Below are 19,066 nucleotides of genomic sequence, written 5' to 3' on the forward strand. Positions count from 1 at the left end.
GTTAACAATGCCGCGCATTCTATCGCTTCGCCGAGATGTGCAGCAAGTATTCATTCATGCATGAATATGAATTAAACTTCGCGCCCGGATGGACCGGTAGCGCCGGCCATCCTACCCCGTATGTGGACCAATCCCGCGGGCGAATAGATAAACGGTTGCCACCAGAGGACAGAAAGTTGGCCAATAAGCGGAAAGAAGACGCGCTGGAGACAAGGGAACGCATCCTGGATGCGGCCATCACAGTATTTCACCAGCAGGGCCTGGCGCGTCCGTCACTGACCGAGGTGGCAGAGCTCGCGGGCGTCACACGCGGTGCGGTATACGGGCACTTCCGCAACAAGGCCGATGTCTTCAATGCCCTGGCCGAGCGGGTCCAGTTACCGGGTGAAAAGCTGTGCGAGGAAGGCGGCTGCGAGCCACCGGAGAACCCGCTGGGAGTCCTGCGGACCCGCTGGCTGTGGCTGTTCCAGGAAGTCGCGTGCAACCGGGACTGGCAGCTGATCCTGGATATCATCTTCCATCGTTGTGAGCTGGTCACAGAGAGCGGCGAGATCCGCCAGCGCATGCTCGACTGCACCGAGGAGGGACAGGAACGGGTCCGCCAGCTGATCAGCTGGGCGGTTGACCGGGGCCAGCTGCCCGGCGACCTGGATATCGACCTGGCAGCTCCACTGCTGCACAGTTCGCTGGTTGGCACCCTGGGCGACTGGCTGCTCCAGCCCCGCGACCGGGACCTGGCCTGTATTGGCGAGCGCTACCTGGATGCCATGATCGAAATGCTGCAGCACTCCCCTACCCTGCGCCGCAGTATACCCGCCTGAGTATTGGGGGGCGCATGGCACACAAGCGCGATGCCCCTCCCCGTCTGCAACCGACTTACAGGGCGAAGCCCAGTAACAGGTAGACGCCCAACAGCAACACCACCCCCGCGACCATACTCCCGGTCAGCCAGCTCCGTGCCAGCACGCCCGCCGGCCTGTGGTGGCTGGCGACCGAATCCATCAGGGCCCCCACGCCACCAATGGCCGCGCGGCGGACGCGATTGTCGAGGCGGAAGGCGGCGGTCACAAAGCCGCGTATTGCCTGCGGGAACAACCGGCGGTACAGCCATTCAACGTCCAGGTTGACCGACGGCAATTCCGGCGGGTACAGGCGGCGCAGGTTCAGCCATACAAACGCCAGCGCAGAGAAGAACAGCAGCTGCAGCTGGGTCAGCACATGGGTGACGTCGTAAGGTGTATACGCCATCTCATGGGGCAACAGGCTGTAGAGCGCTTGCGGGTAAATACCGATGGCCAGGCACAGGGACGCCGCAATTGTCATTGCCACCAGCATATTGGCAGGCGGCTCCTTCGCCCTGATACCCGAGTCGTGGGCAAAGAAGGCGAAGTACGGGATCTTGATGCCGGCATGGTGGAAGACACCCGCGGACGCAAACAGCAGGATCAGCCACACCCAGTCATAACCATTCTTGATCGCCGCACTCATCACCATCGACTTGCTGACAAAGCCGCTGAACAGCGGGAAGGCGGAAATCGAGGCCGCACCGACGATGCACAGGATGGTGGTCTTGGGCATGGTCTTGTACAGGCCGCCCAACTCCGAACCATTGATGCGGCCGGTGACGTGCAGGACTGCCCCCATGGACATGAACAGCAGCCCCTTGAAGATCACATCGTTAAACGCATGGGCCACAGCGCCATTGATGGCCAGTGAAGTACCGATACCAATACCCACCACCATAAAGCCCAGCTGGTTGATCAGGCTGTAGGCCAGCACCCGGCGCAGGTCATTCTCGATCACGGCATAAAAGATCGGGAAACAGGCCATGGTCGCACCGATGTAGACCAGCAACTCTGTGCCCGGATAGGCCCGCGCCAGTGCATATACCGCCGCCTTGGTGGTGAATGCACTCAGGAACACAGTGCCGGTCGGGGTGGATTCCGGGTAAGCATCGGTGAGCCAGTTGTGGAAGAAAGGGAAGGCACACTTGATACCGAAGGCCAGGAAGATCATCCAGCTGTAGGCGTTGTCGCCCAGCCCGATCTGCCCGAAAGCGAGAGAGCTGTGGGCCTGGCCGTAGAAGATAATCCCGCCTAGCAACAGCAGGCCCGAGAGAATATGCAGCGTGAAGTACCGCAGGCCGGCCATATACGCGCGGCCATTGCGGCGCGCCCAGACCAGGAATACGGAAGTGACCGCGAGCAGCTCCCAGAAAATAAACAGGGTCAGCAGGTCCCCCGCAAATACTGCGCCCAGGGCACTACCGGCATAGAGCAGGCTGGCCACCTGCTGCAGGGTGTCGCGCACATGCAGTGCGTAAATGATCGCAATCAATGCCGCCACATGGAACAGGTAGCCGAATAACAGGCTCAGCTTGTCTGCACGGAAAAGCAACAGGTCAAATTCGAGCACCGAATAGGCCCCGAAACTGCCAGCGCCCAGCATCCACAGGTTGGCCAGTCCCAGCAAGGGTACAGCGATCATTACCAGCGCGCGCGGCCAGCCACGCAGGACCAGTGCCAGCAATGCGGCGACGAAAAACGGAATGAAAGGTGCCACCTCAAACATGTTCCTGACCTCCACTCATCCCTTCCTCCTGCGACCGTGATTCCGTACCGGTCGCACCATTGGCCCCGGTAGCCGTATCACCGCCGAGCTCCAGCCGGTCGTAATAGTCTTCCGGGCGCATCAGGAACTTGCGCATCCACTTGGCAATGATCACCAGGATCACACAACCAACGAATCCATACAGCGGGTAGAATCCGGGTAGCCCTTCCCAGCCGTGTTCTGTATGCCGGTGGACCACGAAATCCGCGAGCACCAGCAGCGCGCAGATCGCGTAGAAGGTGCGCAGGATCCGCTGGATATTCTCCGGCTTGTCGAAAAAGTCTTGCTTGTCACCAGTGCTCATCGGGTCAGATTCCGGCCTTGATCAGCTGATAGATAATGTCGGGGTAAATCAATAGCAGGACACAGCCCGTGGCTGTAATCCCCAGCGCCAGCAACGACGGCCACGGGGCCTCGCGTACGGCGACACTGGCGTCGCCGGTATCGGCCGGTAACGCATCGGAGAAAAATGCCCGCAACGGGATCGGTAACAGGTAGGCGATACTGAGCAGCGAACTCACCATCAGCAGCCCCATCAGCCACAGCTCGCCTGCCTCCAGGGTACCCAGTAACAGGTACCACTTGCTCCAGGTGCCGCCGGTTGGCGGAATACCGATAATACAGAGGCTGGCGACCAGGAAGGCGCCCATGGTAATTGGCATCTGCCGGCCCAGGCCGCGCAACTGCCCCACCTCGGTTTTGTGGGCAGCCACCAGGATGGCACCCGCACAGAAAAACAGGGTGATCTTGCCAAAGGCGTGCATCACGATGTGCATCGCACTGCCGGTCATCCCGGCGCTGGTCGCCAGTAGTGCGCCCAGGGTGATATAGCCAAGCTGGCTCACGGTGGAGTACGCGAGACGCTTCTTCAGGTTTTCCTGCCGCATTGCCACAATGGCGGCCAGCAGGATTGATGCGCCCGCCAGGTAGAGCAGCCACTGGGTGGCGGGAATCTCACGCAGGGTCTCAAGGCCAAAAATCAGCAGGCACACCTTGAGCAGCACAAAGACACCCGCCTTTACCACCGCAACCGCGTGCAGGAGAGCACTTACCGGAGTTGGCGCCACCATGGCAGCCGGCAGCCAGCGATGAAACGGCATGATCGCCGCCTTGCCCACACCGAATACATAAAGGACAAGCAATAACGACAACAGGCCTGCCGGGGTATCCCCGCTGAATACGCCCCCGCGCTGGAAAGACAGTGTCCCGGCCAGCAACCAGGTGGCGATGATTGCCACCAGGAAGAAAGCCACCGAGGTGCCCAGCAAGATGCCCAGGTAAACGCGACCACCCTCCCGCGCCTTGTCGGTACCGGCATGGGTGACCAGCGGATAGGTACACAGCGTCAGGATCTCGTAGAAAACGAACAGGGTGAACAGGTTCTCGGCAAAGGCGATGCCCATCACCGCAGCGATGGAAATCGCAAAAAATGCAAAGAAGCGGGTCTGGTTCTGCTCGCCGTGCCCCCGCATATAGCCAATGGCGTAGAGCGTGGTGACGATCCACAGGCCACTGGCGACCATGGCAAACAGCAGCCCCAGGGGCTCAACCCGGAATGCCAGCGCCAGTCCCGGGAGCACCTCAAGCCACAACAGCTCTACCGCCTGCCCCGCCATGATCACCGGGTAAAGGTTGCAGACCGAGGCAAACAGCAGGGTGCCGGCGACCAGCGATACGCTCTCACGCAGGTTCTGGTGCTTGCCCGTGAGCGCGATACCGGCCGCTGCCAGCAGGGGAATCAGGAGGCTGAGTTGCAGGAGGCCTACAGCAGACATTATTGGATACCTCCCAGCAGGTACTGCGCCGCGGCACCGGTGACTTCAACCGGCAGGCGCGTATCGATACCAAAGTAGATGTTCGCGCCGATAAGGATCCACGTAGGCACCAACAGGGACAGCGGGGCTTCGCCAACAGTCACGTCCCCGCCCGCGGGTGCCTGACGGAAGTATCCCGCCTCTACCAGGCGCCAGACATAGATTGCAGCGATCAGCGAGCCGAGCACCACCAGCAGTGCCACCAACCACATATCGCTCTCGATAGCGGCAGTAATCAGGTACCACTTGCTGACAAACCCCACGGTGAGCGGCATGCCGATCAGGCTGATCCCGCCGATCACGATGGCCGCCATGGTCCAGGGCATGGTGCGCCCGAGACCGTTGAAGGCATCGATCCGGCTGCTGCCCAGGCGATAGACCAGGCCTGCCAGTGCCAGGAACAGGCCACCCTTCATCAATGCATGGTTGAACAGGTGCAACAGTGTTGCCTGCATGGCGACGACACTGCTGATACCGATACCCACCACCATGTAGCCGATCTGGGCAACACTGGAATAGGCCAGCATCCGCTTGATGTCTACCTGGTAAATGGCGACAACCGAGGCCACAAACACACCCACCAGGCCCAGGCCGATAAACAGGGACTGTAATGGCAGGCTGGTGAGTGAGAAGTCGATACCGAATACGGTGACGATAAAACGCACCAGCAAGTACAGGGCCACCTTGGTGGCTGTCGCTGCGAGAAAGGCGGTAACGATGGACGGTGCAAACGCGTAGGCGTTGGGCAACCACATATGGAGCGGGAACAGTGCCAGCTTCAGGCACACGCCGACAACAATAAAGGCGAAGGCAGCGAGTACTGTACTGGAGCTACCGAGCTCGGGGAGGCGCAACGCCAGGTCGGCCATATTGAGGGTACCGGTCATCATGTACAGGAAGCCGATACCAATGAGGATAAACGTCGCCCCGATGGTCCCCATGATCAGGTACTGGAATGCGGCCCACAATGAACGCCGGTCCCGCCCCAGTGCAATCAGTGCATAGGTGGCGAGGGAAGAGATTTCCAAGAATACAAATACATTGAATACGTCACCGGTAGCGACGATACCCAGCAGCCCGGCAAAACACAGCAGGTAGAGGGTATAAAACAGTGTCTGCCGCAGGTCGTCCATTTCGCGCTGCACACTCTGCCGCGCCGCGGCAATCACTGCAGTGCCCAGGCCGGTGACCACCAGCAGCACCCAGGCGTTGAGCAGGTCGATCCGGTATTCAATCCCCCAGGGCGCCTCCCAGCCCCCCAGACGGTAGCTAATGGGCCCGGAGTCGATCACCTGCTGTAGCAGCAGGACACTGACAACCAGTGCGCCAGCACTGACCAGCAGGGAAAAGAACCAGACCAGGCTGGAGCGCCGGATCAGCATGCACGAGGGTGCGGCTACCAGCGGCAGGATAACCTGTAAAATCGGTAAGTGGCTCAGCACTGCACTTCCTCCGCCTGCATCTCACGCTTCTCCTGTTCTGCCTGGATCTCACGCTTTTCTTCCTCTGCCTGGATCTCACGCTCCTCTACCGAGCCATAGGCCCGCATGATCCGGATCACCAGGGCCAGGGCCAGCGAAGTGGTGGCGATGCCGACCACAATTGCAGTGAGGATCAATACGTGGGGCAGTGGGTTGGAGTAGACATTTTCCCCCTCTATCAGGATCGGCGCCGCACCGCCATCCACTTTGCCCACACTGATATAAAAGATGAAAACAGAAGTCTGGAAGATATTCAGGCCAATGATTTTCTTGATCAGGTTGCCCTGTGCCACAACCATGTACAGGCCAATCATCATCAGCGCGATAACAATCCAGTAGTTGTACAGCGATGTTATTAACACCTTATCCGGCCCTCCCCGGGCTTAACTGCTCCGGCGCATCGTTGCGATCCTGTAGCTGCTCCGAGAACAGATAGAACACCAGCATCATCACAGCGGCCACAGTAATGCCGACCCCCAACTCGATGACGATAATACCTATGTGCTGCCCGCTTACCGGGTCTCCGGCAAGCGCACTGTAATCGAGGAAGTTTTTACCGGTTGCCATGCCCAGCAGGCCTACTGAACCGTAAATCAGCACTCCCAGGGCGGCGAGGAATTGCACCAGGCCATTCCCGGCCACACGGCGAACTGCGTCGAGGCCAAAGACCAGGGCGTAGAGGATAAAACCAACAGCGAAGATCACCCCGGCCTGGAAGCCGCCGCCAGGGCCGTACTCACCGTGAAACTGCACGTAGAGCGCATATACCAGTATCGGCGGAATCAGTACCTTTGCTGCCATACGCAACACCAGGTGCTGGCGCGGTATAGCCTGGAGGGCCGTCCCCGTCTCGCGCGTCCCCCGCATTCCCAGCAACAGGCTCAACACACCCAGGCCGGCAGTAAAGATCACCACCACTTCGCCGAGGGTGTCGTAGGCGCGATAACTGGCCAGTACCGAAGTCACGATATTGGGGATGCCGATTTCAGCCATGGAATCCTGGATATAGCGGGGTGCCACGTGGGTCTGGGCTGGCGCGGCTGGGTCGCCAAACGCGGGCATATCCAGTGTTGCCGCCACCAGCAGGGCACCAACGGTGGCCACCAGGCCCAGCGCCAGCAGGGCGCGTTTGCGATCGGAGCGCTGCTTGCGGCCGCACAGGGCCAGCGTGGCCAGGATCAGCAGCGGTGAAATACCCGCACCCACCGCAGCCTCGGTAAAGGCCACATCCACCGCACCCATCGTCATGAAGAAGCTTGCGGACAACAATCCGTAAATGCCGGCCAGCATTGCGGCACTGAAGAGATCCCGCGTCCAGGCGATAGCCACCGCTGTGGTCAGCAAGAGGCTAAGCAGGACAATATCGAGTACTAAATCCATGTGGTCACCCCAGTTCAGGCGCGGTCGGCATTGGCTGCGTCCGCCTCGAGGGCCGGTTCCGCGATTTCTGTCCCCTGCCCCGGTTCAGGGAATGCCTCATCGGCACCCTGCTCTGCTACCGGCTCCAGCCGTAGTGGGCTGTGCTGGGCGGCCTTGGCGAGCGCATGGCTGGCAGCGGGACTGGTAAAAAAGATAAACAGGAGAATCAGGCCCAGTTTGAACAGTGCAAGGCTCCAGCCGGCCTGCAGCATCAGCGCACAGACAATCAGGAAGGTGGCCAGGGTATCGGTCACCCCCGCCGCATGCATGCGTGTATAAAAATCAGGAAAGCGCAACAGGCCGACTGCCCCTGAAACCATAAACAGGCAGCCCAGCGCCAGCAGTAGCCCGCTCAGGCCGTCCACCAGCAAATCGCTCATGAGCCAGCCCCCCCTTCACCAGGGGTATATTCATGCCGGCCAGCCCCTTGGTCCCGGCTACCGGAACGAAACTCGAAGTAGCGCAGCACGCCCACCACGCTGACAAAATTGATCAGTGCGTAAACCAGGGCAATATCCAGGAACTCGGGCTTACCCAACGTGAAGCAGATCACCGCGATCAACACCACCGTTTTGGTGCCAAACACGTTCACCGCCAGGATACGGTCATAGATGGTGGGACCCAACAGGGCCCGGACAAGTGCCAGGACCATAACCACCAGCAGAGCTAAAATTGTTGCAGCGAGCATTATTTTTCCAGAGCCCTCACTTCGCGTTCCATTTCCCCACCGCGCAGGTCTTCTAACCCGCCGGCAGTCAGTGCATGCACCAGGATCTCATCGCCCTCGATATCCACAGCCACGGTACCCGGTGTCAGGGTAATGGAGTTGGCATAAAGCACCTTCCCCAGATCGGAATGGAAGCGTGCGGGGATCCGCGCGCTCACCGGACTGATGGATGCAGGCCCGCGCCATACATTAATCACCACGTCGATATTGCTGCGCACAATCTTTGTGAAAAGCCACCAGTAGTATCGCGGCAGGCGGGACAAAAGATGCACGGGCTGCGACTCCTGGTCTATCAACCCCATGCGCCGTGCAATCACCATAACCAGTAATACCGAGACCAGGCCAAAGGAAAGCAGGAGCCCGGTGTAATGGCCGGAGTTGGCCAACCAGACGAATGCAAGAATCGCGAACAGTGCCAGTGTGTAACGCATCAATGGACTCTCGTGGCCAGGGGGGAGATAACGGTGCGCATGGCGGGATTAGCGCGCTCTGCAGATGGCATAGGCACCGGCCCACAAATTCGGGAAACCGTGCAGGTCGCCGCTGGCAGAACAACGTGGGACACGTGACTCAAGCGGGGACATGAGTCCTCCGCACAAGGAAAGCAGCAAGGGTCTTTTTGTTGTGGCCATACCTGCCTGTTTTGTGCGCAAATTATTGTCAACCAGGTCGGCCCACTTATAGGGGACCAGGCCCTGTGTATTCATCGTTCTTTTGCTTGCAACGTTCCCGACCACTGCAGCACTTTCTGCCGCAAACGTTGTCGGGTTCGTAAGAAAAATCTCACCAACCGTATCAGTGTGTCAAGAGATACAAGAGATTCACATAGTCCCGTCACGCCCATCGCCCGACTTTCCGGTCCCCCTGCGCTGGTCACCCCCGGTCCCGCCTATTCGCTAACGGAACCGTAGCTTCTTCTCACAGCCAAGTAATGGTGCGGGTTTGGAGGTGGCCGCCAGGTCCGCAGTAGTGCTCCAGGAGTGCCCCACCTGGCAACCTCGGGACCAGTTACCGAAAAGCGGTCACATCCAGGCGGTGACCAGTGCGTCGAAGGTGACTGGGTGGCAAATTGGGAGCTGGGGCCGGCTATTGCGAGTTGCCGGGCGGTAGTCACAGGGCCAGCTGCTGTGCAAAAAAAGAGCAGAATCTCGGATCAGCGCAATCTACTATCGTGCCAGTTGAGTATATACACGCGTCAAACCGGTCAAATACGCAACAAAATGTCTAAAATAAGCCCTTCACGACACCGTCTGCCTCGGATGAGAGGCAACTCATGCCTTTTGGAGCTTTCAGCCTTTATACTTGTCCTAAGCTATAAGTCGCCAACGCCCCGGGTTCGTTCCCGCCGGGTTGCGCGGCGCCTTGAAGTAGGACGTATAAAGAGACTCCCTATGCTTACCAATCGGATCACATCCCTGTTCTCCGGTCTCCTGATTCTTGCCTTTACTGCCGCTACCCCGCTTCACGCGGCAGAGGTGGACACCCTGCAGCCCGAGGACGGCCAGGGTGGCACCGCGCGCGAGATCGTGGGCAAGCTGGAAATGCTGCACTACAACAAGCAGAAGGTGGGCGATGAGATGTCCGCCGAACTGTGGGATGAGTACATCGATGCCCTCGATCCTACCCGCAGTTATTTCCTGGCGTCAGATATCGCCGAGTTTCGTGAATGGCGCGACGACCTGGATGACCAGCTGCGCACAGGTGAGGTCAATGCCGGGTTTGAGATCTACAACCGCTACCGCCTGAGGGTTACCGACCGGTTGAATAATATTCTGTCGCAGCTGGACAAGGGCCTGCCCAGTTTCGACTTTACCCGCGATGAGTCACTGGTAATGGACCGCGAGGAGGCCGAATGGCCGGGTTCCATCAGTGCCGCCGATGAGCTTTGGCGCAAACGACTCAAGTCCAGCATCCTGAACCTGCGGTTGACCGAAAAGGAAGACAAGGAAATCCAGGAAATGCTGGTGCGCCGCTACCAGGGCCAGCTCAAGCGTATCAAGCAGCAGACCAGCGACGATGTGTTCGAGCTCTACATGAACTCGCTGACGCGCCTTTACGACCCGCACAGTAATTACCTGTCACCGCGCTCGCTGGAAAACTTCAACATGAGCATGTCCCTGTCGCTCGAAGGTATCGGCGCGGTCCTGCAGATGGAGGAGGAGTACACCAAGGTAGCGCGCCTGGTTGCCGGGGGGCCGGCGGATCGCACGGGCAAGGTCAAGCCCAACGACAAGATTGTCGCTGTGGGCCAGGGTAAGGAAGGCGAACTGGTGGATGTGATTGGCTGGCGCCTGGACGATGTCGTCGACCTTATCAGGGGCTCTGCAGGCACCTTTGTGCGCCTGGAGACCATCCCCACCGGCGGCGACGGCTCCCATCGCACCATCCTGATCAAGCGCAGCAAGGTGAAGCTGGAAGACCAGGCGGCAAAGAAAGCGATCTTCGAATTCTCCGATGGCGAGAAGAACTACAAGGTTGGTGTGATCAACCTCCCGACTTTCTACATCGACTTCGAGGCCTATCGCCGTCGCGACCCGAACTACAAGAGCACCACCCGTGACGTGGCACGCCTGCTCGACGAGCTGAAGGCGGAAAATGTCGACGGTATCATCCTGGACCTGCGGAACAACGGCGGCGGCTCCCTGCAGGAAGCCACTATGCTGACCGACCTGTTTATCGACCAGGGTCCAGTGGTGCAGATCCGCCATGCCAACGAGCAGATCTCCCGCCACAACCGCTCCCGTTCACGGGCCATGTATCGCGGGCCGCTGATGGTCCTGATCAATCGCCTTTCCGCCTCGGCGTCAGAAATTTTTGCCGGCGCCATCCAGGACTACAACCGCGGTATCGTGGTGGGTAACCAGTCTTTCGGTAAGGGCACTGTGCAGACCATGGCGCCGCTGAAAGAGGGGCAGCTGAAGATCACCCAATCCAAGTTCTACCGGGTCTCCGGCGATAGTACCCAGCATGCTGGTGTGACACCGGACATTTCCATGCCGCAGCTGATCGATGCGGAGAGCGTTGGTGAGAGTGCCTACGATACCGCCCTGCCCTGGGACCGTATCCACGCCGTGCCGCACGCCAAGTACTTCAACCTGAAGGAGATGCTGCCGGACCTGGTCAGCAAGCATAACGAGCGCACGGCAGCTGACCCGGACTTCATCTACCTGCGAGAGCAGTTCAGCTTTGAGAGTGAGCGCGCCGACCGCAAGTTTGTCTCCCTCAACGAACTGGCCCGCAAGCAGGAGCGTGAGGATATCAATCAGCGTCTCCTGACAATGGAGAACCGCCGCCGCTCCGCCAAGGGGCTGGAACCCTATGAGTCCTTCGAGGCTTACGAGGAAAGCGAGTCTGAGAACACTGCAGCCATTGGCGGGCCGGTAGAAATCAAGCTGGAGGATGACCCGATCCTCAACGAGGCCGGATATATCATGTCCGACTTTATTGGCATGACCGAGAAAACCGCCAAGGCTCCGCCGCAGGTCGCCAATTTCTGACTGTTCCGGACGGCGGGCCCGGCCGGGCCCGCCGTAACACCGGTATCCATTTGATATTATGCAGGTTGGGCTATGCCCGACCTTTTTATTTTGTGTGGGGGAAAAATGAAAGTCGTTTCATTCAATGTAAACAGTATCCGTGCGCGACTGCACCAGCTGGAAGCCCTGGTGGACAGCCATGCCCCGGATATTATCGGCCTGCAGGAAACCAAGGTCACCGACGAGGACTTCCCGGTGGATGCAGTGCGTGACCTGGGTTATGAGGTGATCTATTTCGGCCAGAAAACCCATTACGGTGTCGCCCTGCTCTCCCGCTACCCGTTTATCGATCGTGAATACGGTTTCCCCAAAGACGAGGACAACGCCCAGCGGCGCATGGTCGCGGGCAAGTTCGATATCGGTGGCGACTCTCCGCTCACCGTCATCAACGGCTACTTCCCCCAGGGTGAAAACCGCGAGCATCCGGTCAAGTTCCCCGCCAAGCGCAAATACTACGCGGACCTGGACGACTACCTGCAGACCACCTGCAAACCCGAGGCGCCGGTGCTGGTGATCGGTGATATGAATATCTCCCCCACCGACCTGGATATCGGTATTGGAGAATCCAACCGCAAGCGCTGGCTGCGGGATGGCAAGTGCAGCTTCCTGCCGGAAGAGCGTGAATGGCTGGAAAAAATCCAGGGCTGGGGCCTGGTAGACACCTTCCGCAGCAAGCACCCCGATACTGATGACATCTTCAGCTGGTTCGACTACCGCAGCCGCGGCTTCGACCGCGATCCCAAGCGCGGGCTGCGTATCGACCTGATCCTCGCCACACAGATGCTGGCAGACAAATGCGTGGACGTGGGTGTGGACTACGATATTCGCGGCATGGAGCGCCCCTCGGATCACGCCCCGGTTTGGGCCGACTTCGAGCTTTAAACCTCTCCCCGCCCGGCTATCCGGGCGGGGATAAAATGGCCGCCGGACTCAGTTGACGATTGCGGCTGACTTGACCTGGGCCCAGACCCGGCTTCCGGCGGCGAGTCCCAGGTCCGCCAGGGAACGTCGGGTAACCCGGGCCAGTATCACGCTACTCCCCATACGGAGCTGCACCAGGGCCAGGGCACTGCCCTCCTCTGTTGCTATGGCGGACACGGTTGCCTGCAGCCGGTTCAGGATGCTGGTGTCGTCGTGGCTGTGCAGCGCAATACTGACATCCCGGGCGAAAATCCGGACCCGCAGCGACCTTCCAACTGTGAGGCCATGGTTCGCCAACCACAGGTGCCCCCCGGGTATACAGATCCGTGCCAGGTCCCATTGCGAGTCACACTCCGTGACAGACCCTTCCAGTACAACACAGCGCTCATCATCCGGTGCCACAGGCATATAAGGGTCTGCCAGTATTTCAGCCTGGCTGCCCGCCCCCACCTGGCGCCCGCGTTCCATGACAATGACGTGATCCGCCAGGCGGGCGATCTCGTCGAGGGAGTGGCTGACATAGAGAATTGGCAGCGCAAACTCCTCCCGCAGCCGCTCCAGGTAAGGCAGGATTTCCAGCTTGCGACCTGTATCCAGTGACGCCAGCGGTTCATCCATCAGCAGCAGCCTTGGACAGCTCAACAGCGCGCGCGCGATGGCCACCCTCTGCCGCTCCCCGCCGGACAGCTGGTGCGGGTAGCGCCCCAACAGCGGCCCTATAGCCATCAAGGCCACGACATGTTTGTAAAGCCCTGGTGGCGGCGCCGGGCGCGCCCGGCGAAATGCATACTGCAGGTTTCCATCTGCGGTCAGGTGATTGAGGAGGGAGGATTCCTGGAATACGTACCCAACCGGTCGCCTGTGCGGCGGCATGAACACAGCCGGGCCTTGCCAGGTTTCCCCGCCCACTGTCAGTTGGCCGTCATCACTTTTCTGCAGGCCCGCGATGCACCTCAGCAATGTAGTCTTGCCCGATCCTGACTGGCCGAAAATGCCGGTAATTCCGCTACCGGGCAGCCTGGCATCCACAGACAGGGAAAACCCCGGGTCACCTGCGCCGGCAGGGTAACTGAACTGGAAGCGCGCGATAATCTCGTCCGCTGGCACGGCTTCCTGATTCGCTCCCGGCTTCATTGTACGGCCCCCATGCGCAGCGCGGCATGCGAGCGCTGGTGACGGAAACCGTAAAGCGCAAGCAGTACCACAAATGAGAACAGCAGCATGCCACCAGACAACCAGTGAGCCTTGTCATACTGCATCATCTCAACGTAATCGTAGACCTGCACCGAAACCACGCGAGTCTCTCCGGGAATATTGCCCCCGATCATCAGGATGACGCCAAACTCCCCTACCGTATGAGCGAAGCCCAGGATCGCGGCACTGATAAACCCGGGCCGGGCCTGGGGCAGCACCACCGTAAAGAAGCGGTCCCAGGGCCCCGCCCGCAGGGTCGCGGCTACTTCAAGTGGCCGCTCCCCAATCGCCTCAATCGCATTCTGGATTGGCTGGACCACGAACGGCAGCGAATAGAACAGCGACGCCACGACCAGCCCCCAGAACGTAAACGGCAGGGTGCCCCAGCCCAGTGAGGTGGTGAGCTGGCCGATCGGCCCGCCGGGCCCCATGGAGAGCAACAGGTAAAAGCCCAGTACTGACGGGGGCAGCACCAGGGGCAATGCCACCAGCGCGCTCACCGGCCCTTTCCAGCGGGAACTGGTGCGGGCCAGCCACCAGGCAATGGGTGTACCCAGCAATAGCAGCAGTATGGTCACCGTCACCGCCAGCCGCAGGGTCAGGCCAATGGCAATCCAGTCCGCCTCGGAAAAACCCATGGCTACTCCTCGCTCACGGGTAGCTGGTAGCCGTGGGACTCGATCAGGGCCGCAGACCTGGGCGAGCGCAGGAAAGCGAGCAAGGCGCGGGCGGCCGGGTTTTCTGCACCTTGCTCCAGGAGTACTGCATCCTGGCGGATCGGCCGGTGCATACTGGAGGGCACCACCCAACCGGAGCCCCGCGCGATTCGCCCCTCTTTCATTACCTGGGATAAAGCAACAAATCCCAGCTCCGCATTGCCAGTGGCGACAAACTGGAACGCCTGGGAAATATTTTCACCCTGCACCCAGCGGCTGCGAGTCGTCTCAACCAGCTCCAGCGAGCCGAGCACCTGTACGGCTGCGGCGCCGTAAGGGGCCAGGCGTGGATTGGCGAGCGCAAGTTTGCGATATCCGCCTTCCCGCAGCGCCCCTGGGCCGTCGGATACCCTGCCGGTTACAGGAGACCAGAGCACCAGCCGGCCAATGGCATAGGTGAATGCACTACCGGGCTCGGCCAGGCCGGCATTCAGGAGGGCGTGAGGCTTGGCCTGGTCGGCCGAGAGGAAAATATCGAAAGGGGCGCCATTGCTGACCTGGGCGAAGAATTTTCCGGAGGAACCGAAAGCCAGGCGCACCCGATGTCCGGTGGACTCCTCGAATGCTGCCGCGATCACCTTCATGGGTGCGGCAAAATTGGAAGCCACGGCCGCAATTACCTCTTCGGCCCGGGCAGGCAGCACAATGGCGGTGAGTATTAATGAAAGGAGTATCCGGCGCCCGCGCAAATTCCCTCCCCGCACCTGGCAAGCTGCTGTCTGCCCCTTCACGAGGCGGCCATCTCCACATAATTACTCTTATACTGCACGATACACCCATGGCCTACAAGCACGGCACCATCGGGACTTTCATGCCCCGGCGTGTGCCGGTATGGCATAAACATTCCCACTGCCACATATATGGATTTCCATATATACTGCCCGGAGTTATTCAACATTACCCCGGGGACCCGGCCTTGAGCCCGTTGCAATTCTATAAGTGCCTTGCAGATGGCACCCGCCTGCGTAGCTTGCTACTGATTGCCCGGGAGGGCGAACTCTGTGTATGCGAACTGGTGGAAGCCCTGGGCGATAGCCAGCCAAAAATATCGCGGCACCTCGCCCAGCTCCGTGAGTGCGGCCTGCTGAGCGACCGGCGCCAGGGGCAATGGGTATTCTACCGGCTTGCCCCGCAAATGCCGGAATGGGCCACGGCTGTCCTGCAACATACTCTTGAGGGCGATGAGGCGTTGCTGAGTGAGCCGCTGCAGCGACTTGGGGGAATGGCGAACCGCCCCGAACGCTGTTCTAGCAACTGCTGAGCGAGCTCCCGCCCGAACTCGACAAACCACTTTTCAGGGAGATTTCTGTAATGGCAATCAGGATAGGTATCAATGGTCTCGGGCGGATCGGCCGCCTGTGCCTGCGCGCCGCATGGGACTGGCCGGAGTTCGAGTTTGTGCAGGTCAACGATCCGGGCGGCGATGCTGCCACGTTCGCGCACCTGCTGAACTTCGATTCCGTACATGGCCAGTGGGAACATGAGGCCCAGGCCGGTGAAAATACCATCGTAATCGGCAATAAAAACCTGCGGTGCACAAATAACCGGGAGATTGGCGACACTGACTGGTCCGGCTGTGACCTTGTAATCGAGGCCAGCGGAAAGATGCGCAGCACAGACCTGCTGCAGGCCTATCTCGACCAGGGCGTGGCCCGGGTTGTAGTCAGCGCCCCGGTAAAGGATGCCGCCGTACTGAATGTGGTGATGGGTGTGAACCACAACCTGTTTGACCCGGATCAGCACAAAATCGTCACTGCCGCGTCGTGCACCACCAACTGCCTGGCACCGGTAGTCAAAGTACTGCACGAAAACCTCGGTATCCGCCATGGGTCCATGACTACCATCCACGATATCACCAATACGCAAACCATCCTCGATGCGCCCCACAAGGACCTGCGCCGGGCCCGCGCCTGCGGAATGAGCCTGATTCCCACCACCACTGGCTCAGCCACTGCGATTACCGCAATTTTCCCCGAGCTGGAGGGCAAGCTGAACGGCCATGCGGTACGCGTACCACTGGCTAATGCCTCCCTGACCGATTGCGTGTTCGAAGTTGAGTCCGCCACTAGCGCTGAAGAGGTCAATGAACTGTTCCGGCAAGCTGCCGAAGGGCCCCTGCAGGGCATCCTCGGCTACGAGGAAAGACCACTGGTGTCCATCGATTACCGGACCGATCCGCGCTCCAGTATCGTCGATGCGCTCTCGACCATGGTGGTCAACGGTACCCATGTAAAGCTCTATGCCTGGTACGACAACGAATGGGGCTACGCCAACCGCACCGTGGAACTGGCACGCATGGTCGGGGCCAGGCAGTAAGGCAACCCCTCTCACGGGCACGTATTGAGATAGGTCAACTTGTCGATGTTTCAGCACCTTTCACCGGGAATCAGGCAATACCTGGTAGTAACCGGGAATTACTGGGCGTTTACCCTTACTGATGGTGCCCTGCGCATGCTCGTGGTACTGCACTTTCACGAGCTGGGCTATTCGCCGCTGCAGATCGCGCTGTTGTTTTTGTTCTATGAATTCTTTGGTGTGGTCACCAACCTGCTGGGAGGTTGGCTGGGCGCCCGCGTAGGACTGAACCGCACCATGAATATCGGGCTTGGGCTACAGGTCGTAGCGCTTTCCATGCTACTGCTGCCATCGCCGATGCTGACCGTCCCGTGGGTAATGGCGGCGCAGGCCCTGTCAGGTATTGCCAAGGACCTCAACAAGATGAGTGCCAAGAGCGCCATCAAGTTACTGGTCCCGGGTGAAGCCCAGGGGACCCTGTATAAATGGGTGGCAATACTCACAGGCTCGAAGAACGCCCTCAAGGGTCTGGGCTTTTTCCTCGGGGCCCTGCTGCTGAGTGCAATCGGCTTTACCGCTGCCATTGGCGCAATGGCTCTGGCACTGTTCCTGGTCTGGCTCCTGAGTATCTGCCTGCTGAAGAAAGACCTGGGCCGGGCAAAACAGAAGGCAAAATTCCGGGATATCTTTTCCAAAAGCCGGGCAATCAACCTGTTGGCAGCTGCGCGGTTGTTCCTCTTTGGGGCCAGGGATGTCTGGTTTGTTATCGCCCTGCCCCTCTACCTGGGAATGGAATTCGGCTGGGACCACTGGCGTATCGGTAGCTTCCTGGCCATCTGGATCATAGGCTACGGCGTCATCCAGTCACTCGCCCCCAGGTTCACCGGTTCCGTCGCAACCAGTGGTTCCGTCAACCGGGCCGCGACCGGCTGGGCACTGTCACTGGCGCTTGTAACCGCCGCCATCCCCATAGCGCTGCAGGCAGGGCTGCCGCCCCAGGCCAGCCTGCTGGGGGGACTCCTGTTGTTCGGGGCGCTGTTTGCCGTCAACTCGTCACTGCACAGTTACCTGATTGTGCGCTATGCCCGCGAGGACGGCGTATCACTGGATGTGGGTTTTTACTATATGGCGAATGCCATGGGCCGCTTATTGGGGACGGTGCTTTCCGGCTGGGTATTCCAGGTGGCAGGCCTGAACGCCTGCCTGTGGATCTCGGTCGGCTTTATCCTGCTGGCCGCGGCGTTTGTATGGCCACTGCCGGCGGAAACGGCCAGGGCCAGCCATTCCGCCGGGAGCCTGTAGCGCCCAGTGCCGGCCCCCGCCGCTACTGGCGCGCCGACGCCAGCGCGTTATTCAACAATGCCGCCAGCCTTACCCCGGCCTGTTGCAAGCGCCTTTCGATAATCGGCCGGTTGCGCAGGTAGTAGTCTTCACCAAGTACCCGGCTCTCTGTATACGCATACTCATGCACCAACTGGTGGGACTCTGCGGCCCAGTCCTCCGGCGTGCCCCGGCGCCATGCATCTAACCGCCTTTTCCCCAGCCCGGCGGCCTGCTTTTCCGCGTATGCCTGCCAGTCCGTCAGGAAGCCCCCCGGCAGGAAAACATCCCACAGCGCATGGAGGTTGGTGCCAAACCCGAAAAATTCCACCTCCACATCATTGCCCCCGCGGTCTGTGGCCAGTCCGGTGTGGAGGGGCTGGTGCAGGTCACCGACGAAATGGACAATAAACAGCAGGGCCTCCGCCCGCTCTCGCTGTGGTGCATCAGGATCAGCCAGGATTTGCCGGAACTTTGCAATGGCCTCCAGGATGCATCCCTGCTCCGGGCAATCCCGGCCCGGCTGGTATCCAGGCCAGTGACGCGGGAGACTGATGTAATGCAGGGGGGCAGCCCAGTCGTACTGCCCATCACCACGGATCCGATCCGCCCAGGTCGCAGCCTCGGCCAGGCTCCCCTCTCCCTTTACGTCCAGAAGTTCCTGAACCGGTTCCTGCACTGAAGAATCAAGTAGCCTCCAGGCGATCTCCCCGGTTACCCGATGACCGTCCTCCCCCCAGCCCCAGGCCGTGGCGGAAAAGCAATTCAATATCAATGCAACCAGCAATGCAGTCACTGCGGTACTGCTATTCACCATGTTCAAAGTCCTTTGATTATTTGAGTGCCCGAGGATAACCACCTGTCATGACAGTTTGTAATCAGTAACAAAAATATAACCGCACGGAGATAAACCGGAAACCTCACCGTCACAGCAGGTTAAAGCAAGGCTGTTACAAAGTGTCCGCGCGACCGGGCTCGCGTAAACAACAAAAAACAGTCTCTGGCGGGCATGCTGCAACGCGGCAATTCCCAG

At 59.8% G+C, this 19,066-nt stretch carries 19 protein-coding genes; 6 read left to right on the forward strand and 13 right to left on the reverse strand.

Annotated features, from left to right (window positions below):
• The first annotated feature begins 176 nt into the window (after nucleotides 1–176).
• Nucleotides 177–821, forward strand: a complete 645-nt coding sequence (locus LVD10_RS01510) for a TetR family transcriptional regulator (RefSeq protein ID WP_232942564.1) — start codon at nucleotides 177–179, stop codon at nucleotides 819–821.
• 55 nt (nucleotides 822–876) lie between these two features.
• Here the strand turns inward: LVD10_RS01510 and LVD10_RS01515 are convergent, their stop codons facing one another.
• From LVD10_RS01515 to LVD10_RS01555, 9 genes are read right to left on the reverse strand one after another with little or no spacing between them, the layout of a single operon-like run.
• On the reverse strand, nucleotides 877–2,571 hold the full coding sequence (locus LVD10_RS01515) for a Na(+)/H(+) antiporter subunit D (RefSeq protein ID WP_232942566.1): 1,695 nt from the start codon (nucleotides 2,569–2,571) through the stop codon (nucleotides 877–879).
• Nucleotides 2,564–2,914 carry a hypothetical protein gene (locus tag LVD10_RS01520; RefSeq protein ID WP_232942568.1) on the reverse strand — a complete coding sequence of 117 codons (351 nt, stop codon included), beginning with the start codon at nucleotides 2,912–2,914 and terminating at the stop codon, nucleotides 2,564–2,566. Before LVD10_RS01520 ends, LVD10_RS01515 begins: the two co-directional genes overlap by 8 nt.
• Nucleotides 2,915–2,918: 4 nt before the next feature.
• On the reverse strand, nucleotides 2,919–4,385 hold the full coding sequence (locus tag LVD10_RS01525; RefSeq protein ID WP_232942570.1) for a proton-conducting transporter transmembrane domain-containing protein: 1,467 nt from the start codon (nucleotides 4,383–4,385) through the stop codon (nucleotides 2,919–2,921).
• On the reverse strand, nucleotides 4,385–5,866 hold the full coding sequence (locus LVD10_RS01530) for a monovalent cation/H+ antiporter subunit D family protein (protein WP_237061504.1): 1,482 nt from the start codon (nucleotides 5,864–5,866) through the stop codon (nucleotides 4,385–4,387). The genes LVD10_RS01525 and LVD10_RS01530 overlap by 1 nt, the downstream gene beginning before the upstream one ends.
• A complete protein-coding gene (locus LVD10_RS01535) occupies nucleotides 5,860–6,267 on the reverse strand; it encodes a cation:proton antiporter subunit C (protein ID WP_232942574.1) in 408 nt (135 codons plus the stop codon). Before LVD10_RS01535 ends, LVD10_RS01530 begins: the two co-directional genes overlap by 7 nt.
• A 1-nt stretch (nucleotide 6,268) precedes the next feature.
• Entirely contained in the window at nucleotides 6,269–7,285 is a 1,017-nt protein-coding gene (locus LVD10_RS01540) for a DUF4040 domain-containing protein (RefSeq protein WP_237061506.1), read from the reverse strand.
• A 14-nt stretch (nucleotides 7,286–7,299) separates the two neighbouring features.
• A complete protein-coding gene (gene mnhG, locus LVD10_RS01545; RefSeq protein WP_232942578.1) occupies nucleotides 7,300–7,704 on the reverse strand; it encodes a monovalent cation/H(+) antiporter subunit G in 405 nt (134 codons plus the stop codon).
• Nucleotides 7,701–8,012 (reverse strand): MrpF/PhaF family protein, encoded by a 312-nt coding sequence (locus tag LVD10_RS01550; RefSeq protein WP_232942580.1) that lies wholly within the window; start codon nucleotides 8,010–8,012, stop codon nucleotides 7,701–7,703. The genes mnhG and LVD10_RS01550 overlap by 4 nt, the downstream gene beginning before the upstream one ends.
• Nucleotides 8,012–8,482 (reverse strand): Na+/H+ antiporter subunit E, encoded by a 471-nt coding sequence (locus tag LVD10_RS01555; protein WP_237061508.1) that lies wholly within the window; start codon nucleotides 8,480–8,482, stop codon nucleotides 8,012–8,014. Before LVD10_RS01555 ends, LVD10_RS01550 begins: the two co-directional genes overlap by 1 nt.
• Before the next feature lie 960 nt (nucleotides 8,483–9,442).
• Here LVD10_RS01555 and LVD10_RS01560 point away from each other — a divergent pair.
• Both LVD10_RS01560 and xthA read left to right on the forward strand, forming a co-directional pair.
• On the forward strand, nucleotides 9,443–11,548 hold the full coding sequence (locus LVD10_RS01560; protein WP_232942582.1) for a carboxy terminal-processing peptidase: 2,106 nt from the start codon (nucleotides 9,443–9,445) through the stop codon (nucleotides 11,546–11,548).
• Nucleotides 11,549–11,653: 105 nt separating this feature from the next.
• Entirely contained in the window at nucleotides 11,654–12,469 is an 816-nt protein-coding gene (gene xthA, locus LVD10_RS01565; RefSeq protein WP_232942584.1) for an exodeoxyribonuclease III, read from the forward strand.
• Nucleotides 12,470–12,517: 48 nt separating this feature from the next.
• On the opposite strand, the gene modC is transcribed toward xthA, so the two are convergent.
• Genes modC through modA form a run of 3 tightly spaced genes read right to left on the reverse strand, consistent with a single transcriptional unit; the run spans nucleotide 12,518 to nucleotide 15,026 of the window.
• Nucleotides 12,518–13,642 (reverse strand): molybdenum ABC transporter ATP-binding protein, encoded by a 1,125-nt coding sequence (gene modC, locus LVD10_RS01570; RefSeq protein WP_237061509.1) that lies wholly within the window; start codon nucleotides 13,640–13,642, stop codon nucleotides 12,518–12,520.
• Nucleotides 13,639–14,340 (reverse strand): molybdate ABC transporter permease subunit, encoded by a 702-nt coding sequence (modB, locus tag LVD10_RS01575; RefSeq protein WP_232942588.1) that lies wholly within the window; start codon nucleotides 14,338–14,340, stop codon nucleotides 13,639–13,641. The genes modC and modB overlap by 4 nt, the downstream gene beginning before the upstream one ends.
• 2 nt (nucleotides 14,341–14,342) lie before the next feature.
• Complete coding sequence (modA, locus tag LVD10_RS01580) at nucleotides 14,343–15,026, reverse strand: molybdate ABC transporter substrate-binding protein (protein ID WP_237061510.1); 684 nt, start codon at nucleotides 15,024–15,026, stop codon at nucleotides 14,343–14,345.
• A 308-nt stretch (nucleotides 15,027–15,334) separates the two neighbouring features.
• Between modA and LVD10_RS01585 the strand changes: the two genes are divergently transcribed.
• The 3 genes from LVD10_RS01585 to arsJ are packed head-to-tail and all read left to right on the forward strand — an operon-like array spanning nucleotide 15,335 to nucleotide 18,015.
• Complete coding sequence (locus tag LVD10_RS01585; protein ID WP_232942592.1) at nucleotides 15,335–15,679, forward strand: metalloregulator ArsR/SmtB family transcription factor; 345 nt, start codon at nucleotides 15,335–15,337, stop codon at nucleotides 15,677–15,679.
• A 50-nt stretch (nucleotides 15,680–15,729) separates the two neighbouring features.
• Nucleotides 15,730–16,734, forward strand: a complete 1,005-nt coding sequence (locus LVD10_RS01590; protein ID WP_237061511.1) for an ArsJ-associated glyceraldehyde-3-phosphate dehydrogenase — start codon at nucleotides 15,730–15,732, stop codon at nucleotides 16,732–16,734.
• A gap of 45 nt (nucleotides 16,735–16,779) precedes the next feature.
• Nucleotides 16,780–18,015, forward strand: a complete 1,236-nt coding sequence (arsJ, locus tag LVD10_RS01595) for an organoarsenical effux MFS transporter ArsJ (RefSeq protein ID WP_237061512.1) — start codon at nucleotides 16,780–16,782, stop codon at nucleotides 18,013–18,015.
• Nucleotides 18,016–18,037: 22 nt separating this feature from the next.
• On the opposite strand, the gene LVD10_RS01600 is transcribed toward arsJ, so the two are convergent.
• On the reverse strand, nucleotides 18,038–18,850 hold the full coding sequence (locus LVD10_RS01600) for a S1/P1 nuclease (RefSeq protein ID WP_237061513.1): 813 nt from the start codon (nucleotides 18,848–18,850) through the stop codon (nucleotides 18,038–18,040).
• Nucleotides 18,851–19,066: the final 216 nt, after the last annotated feature.

It is taken from the genome of Microbulbifer zhoushanensis, from assembly GCF_021729055.1.
GTDB lineage: Bacteria > Pseudomonadota > Gammaproteobacteria > Pseudomonadales > Cellvibrionaceae > Microbulbifer > Microbulbifer zhoushanensis.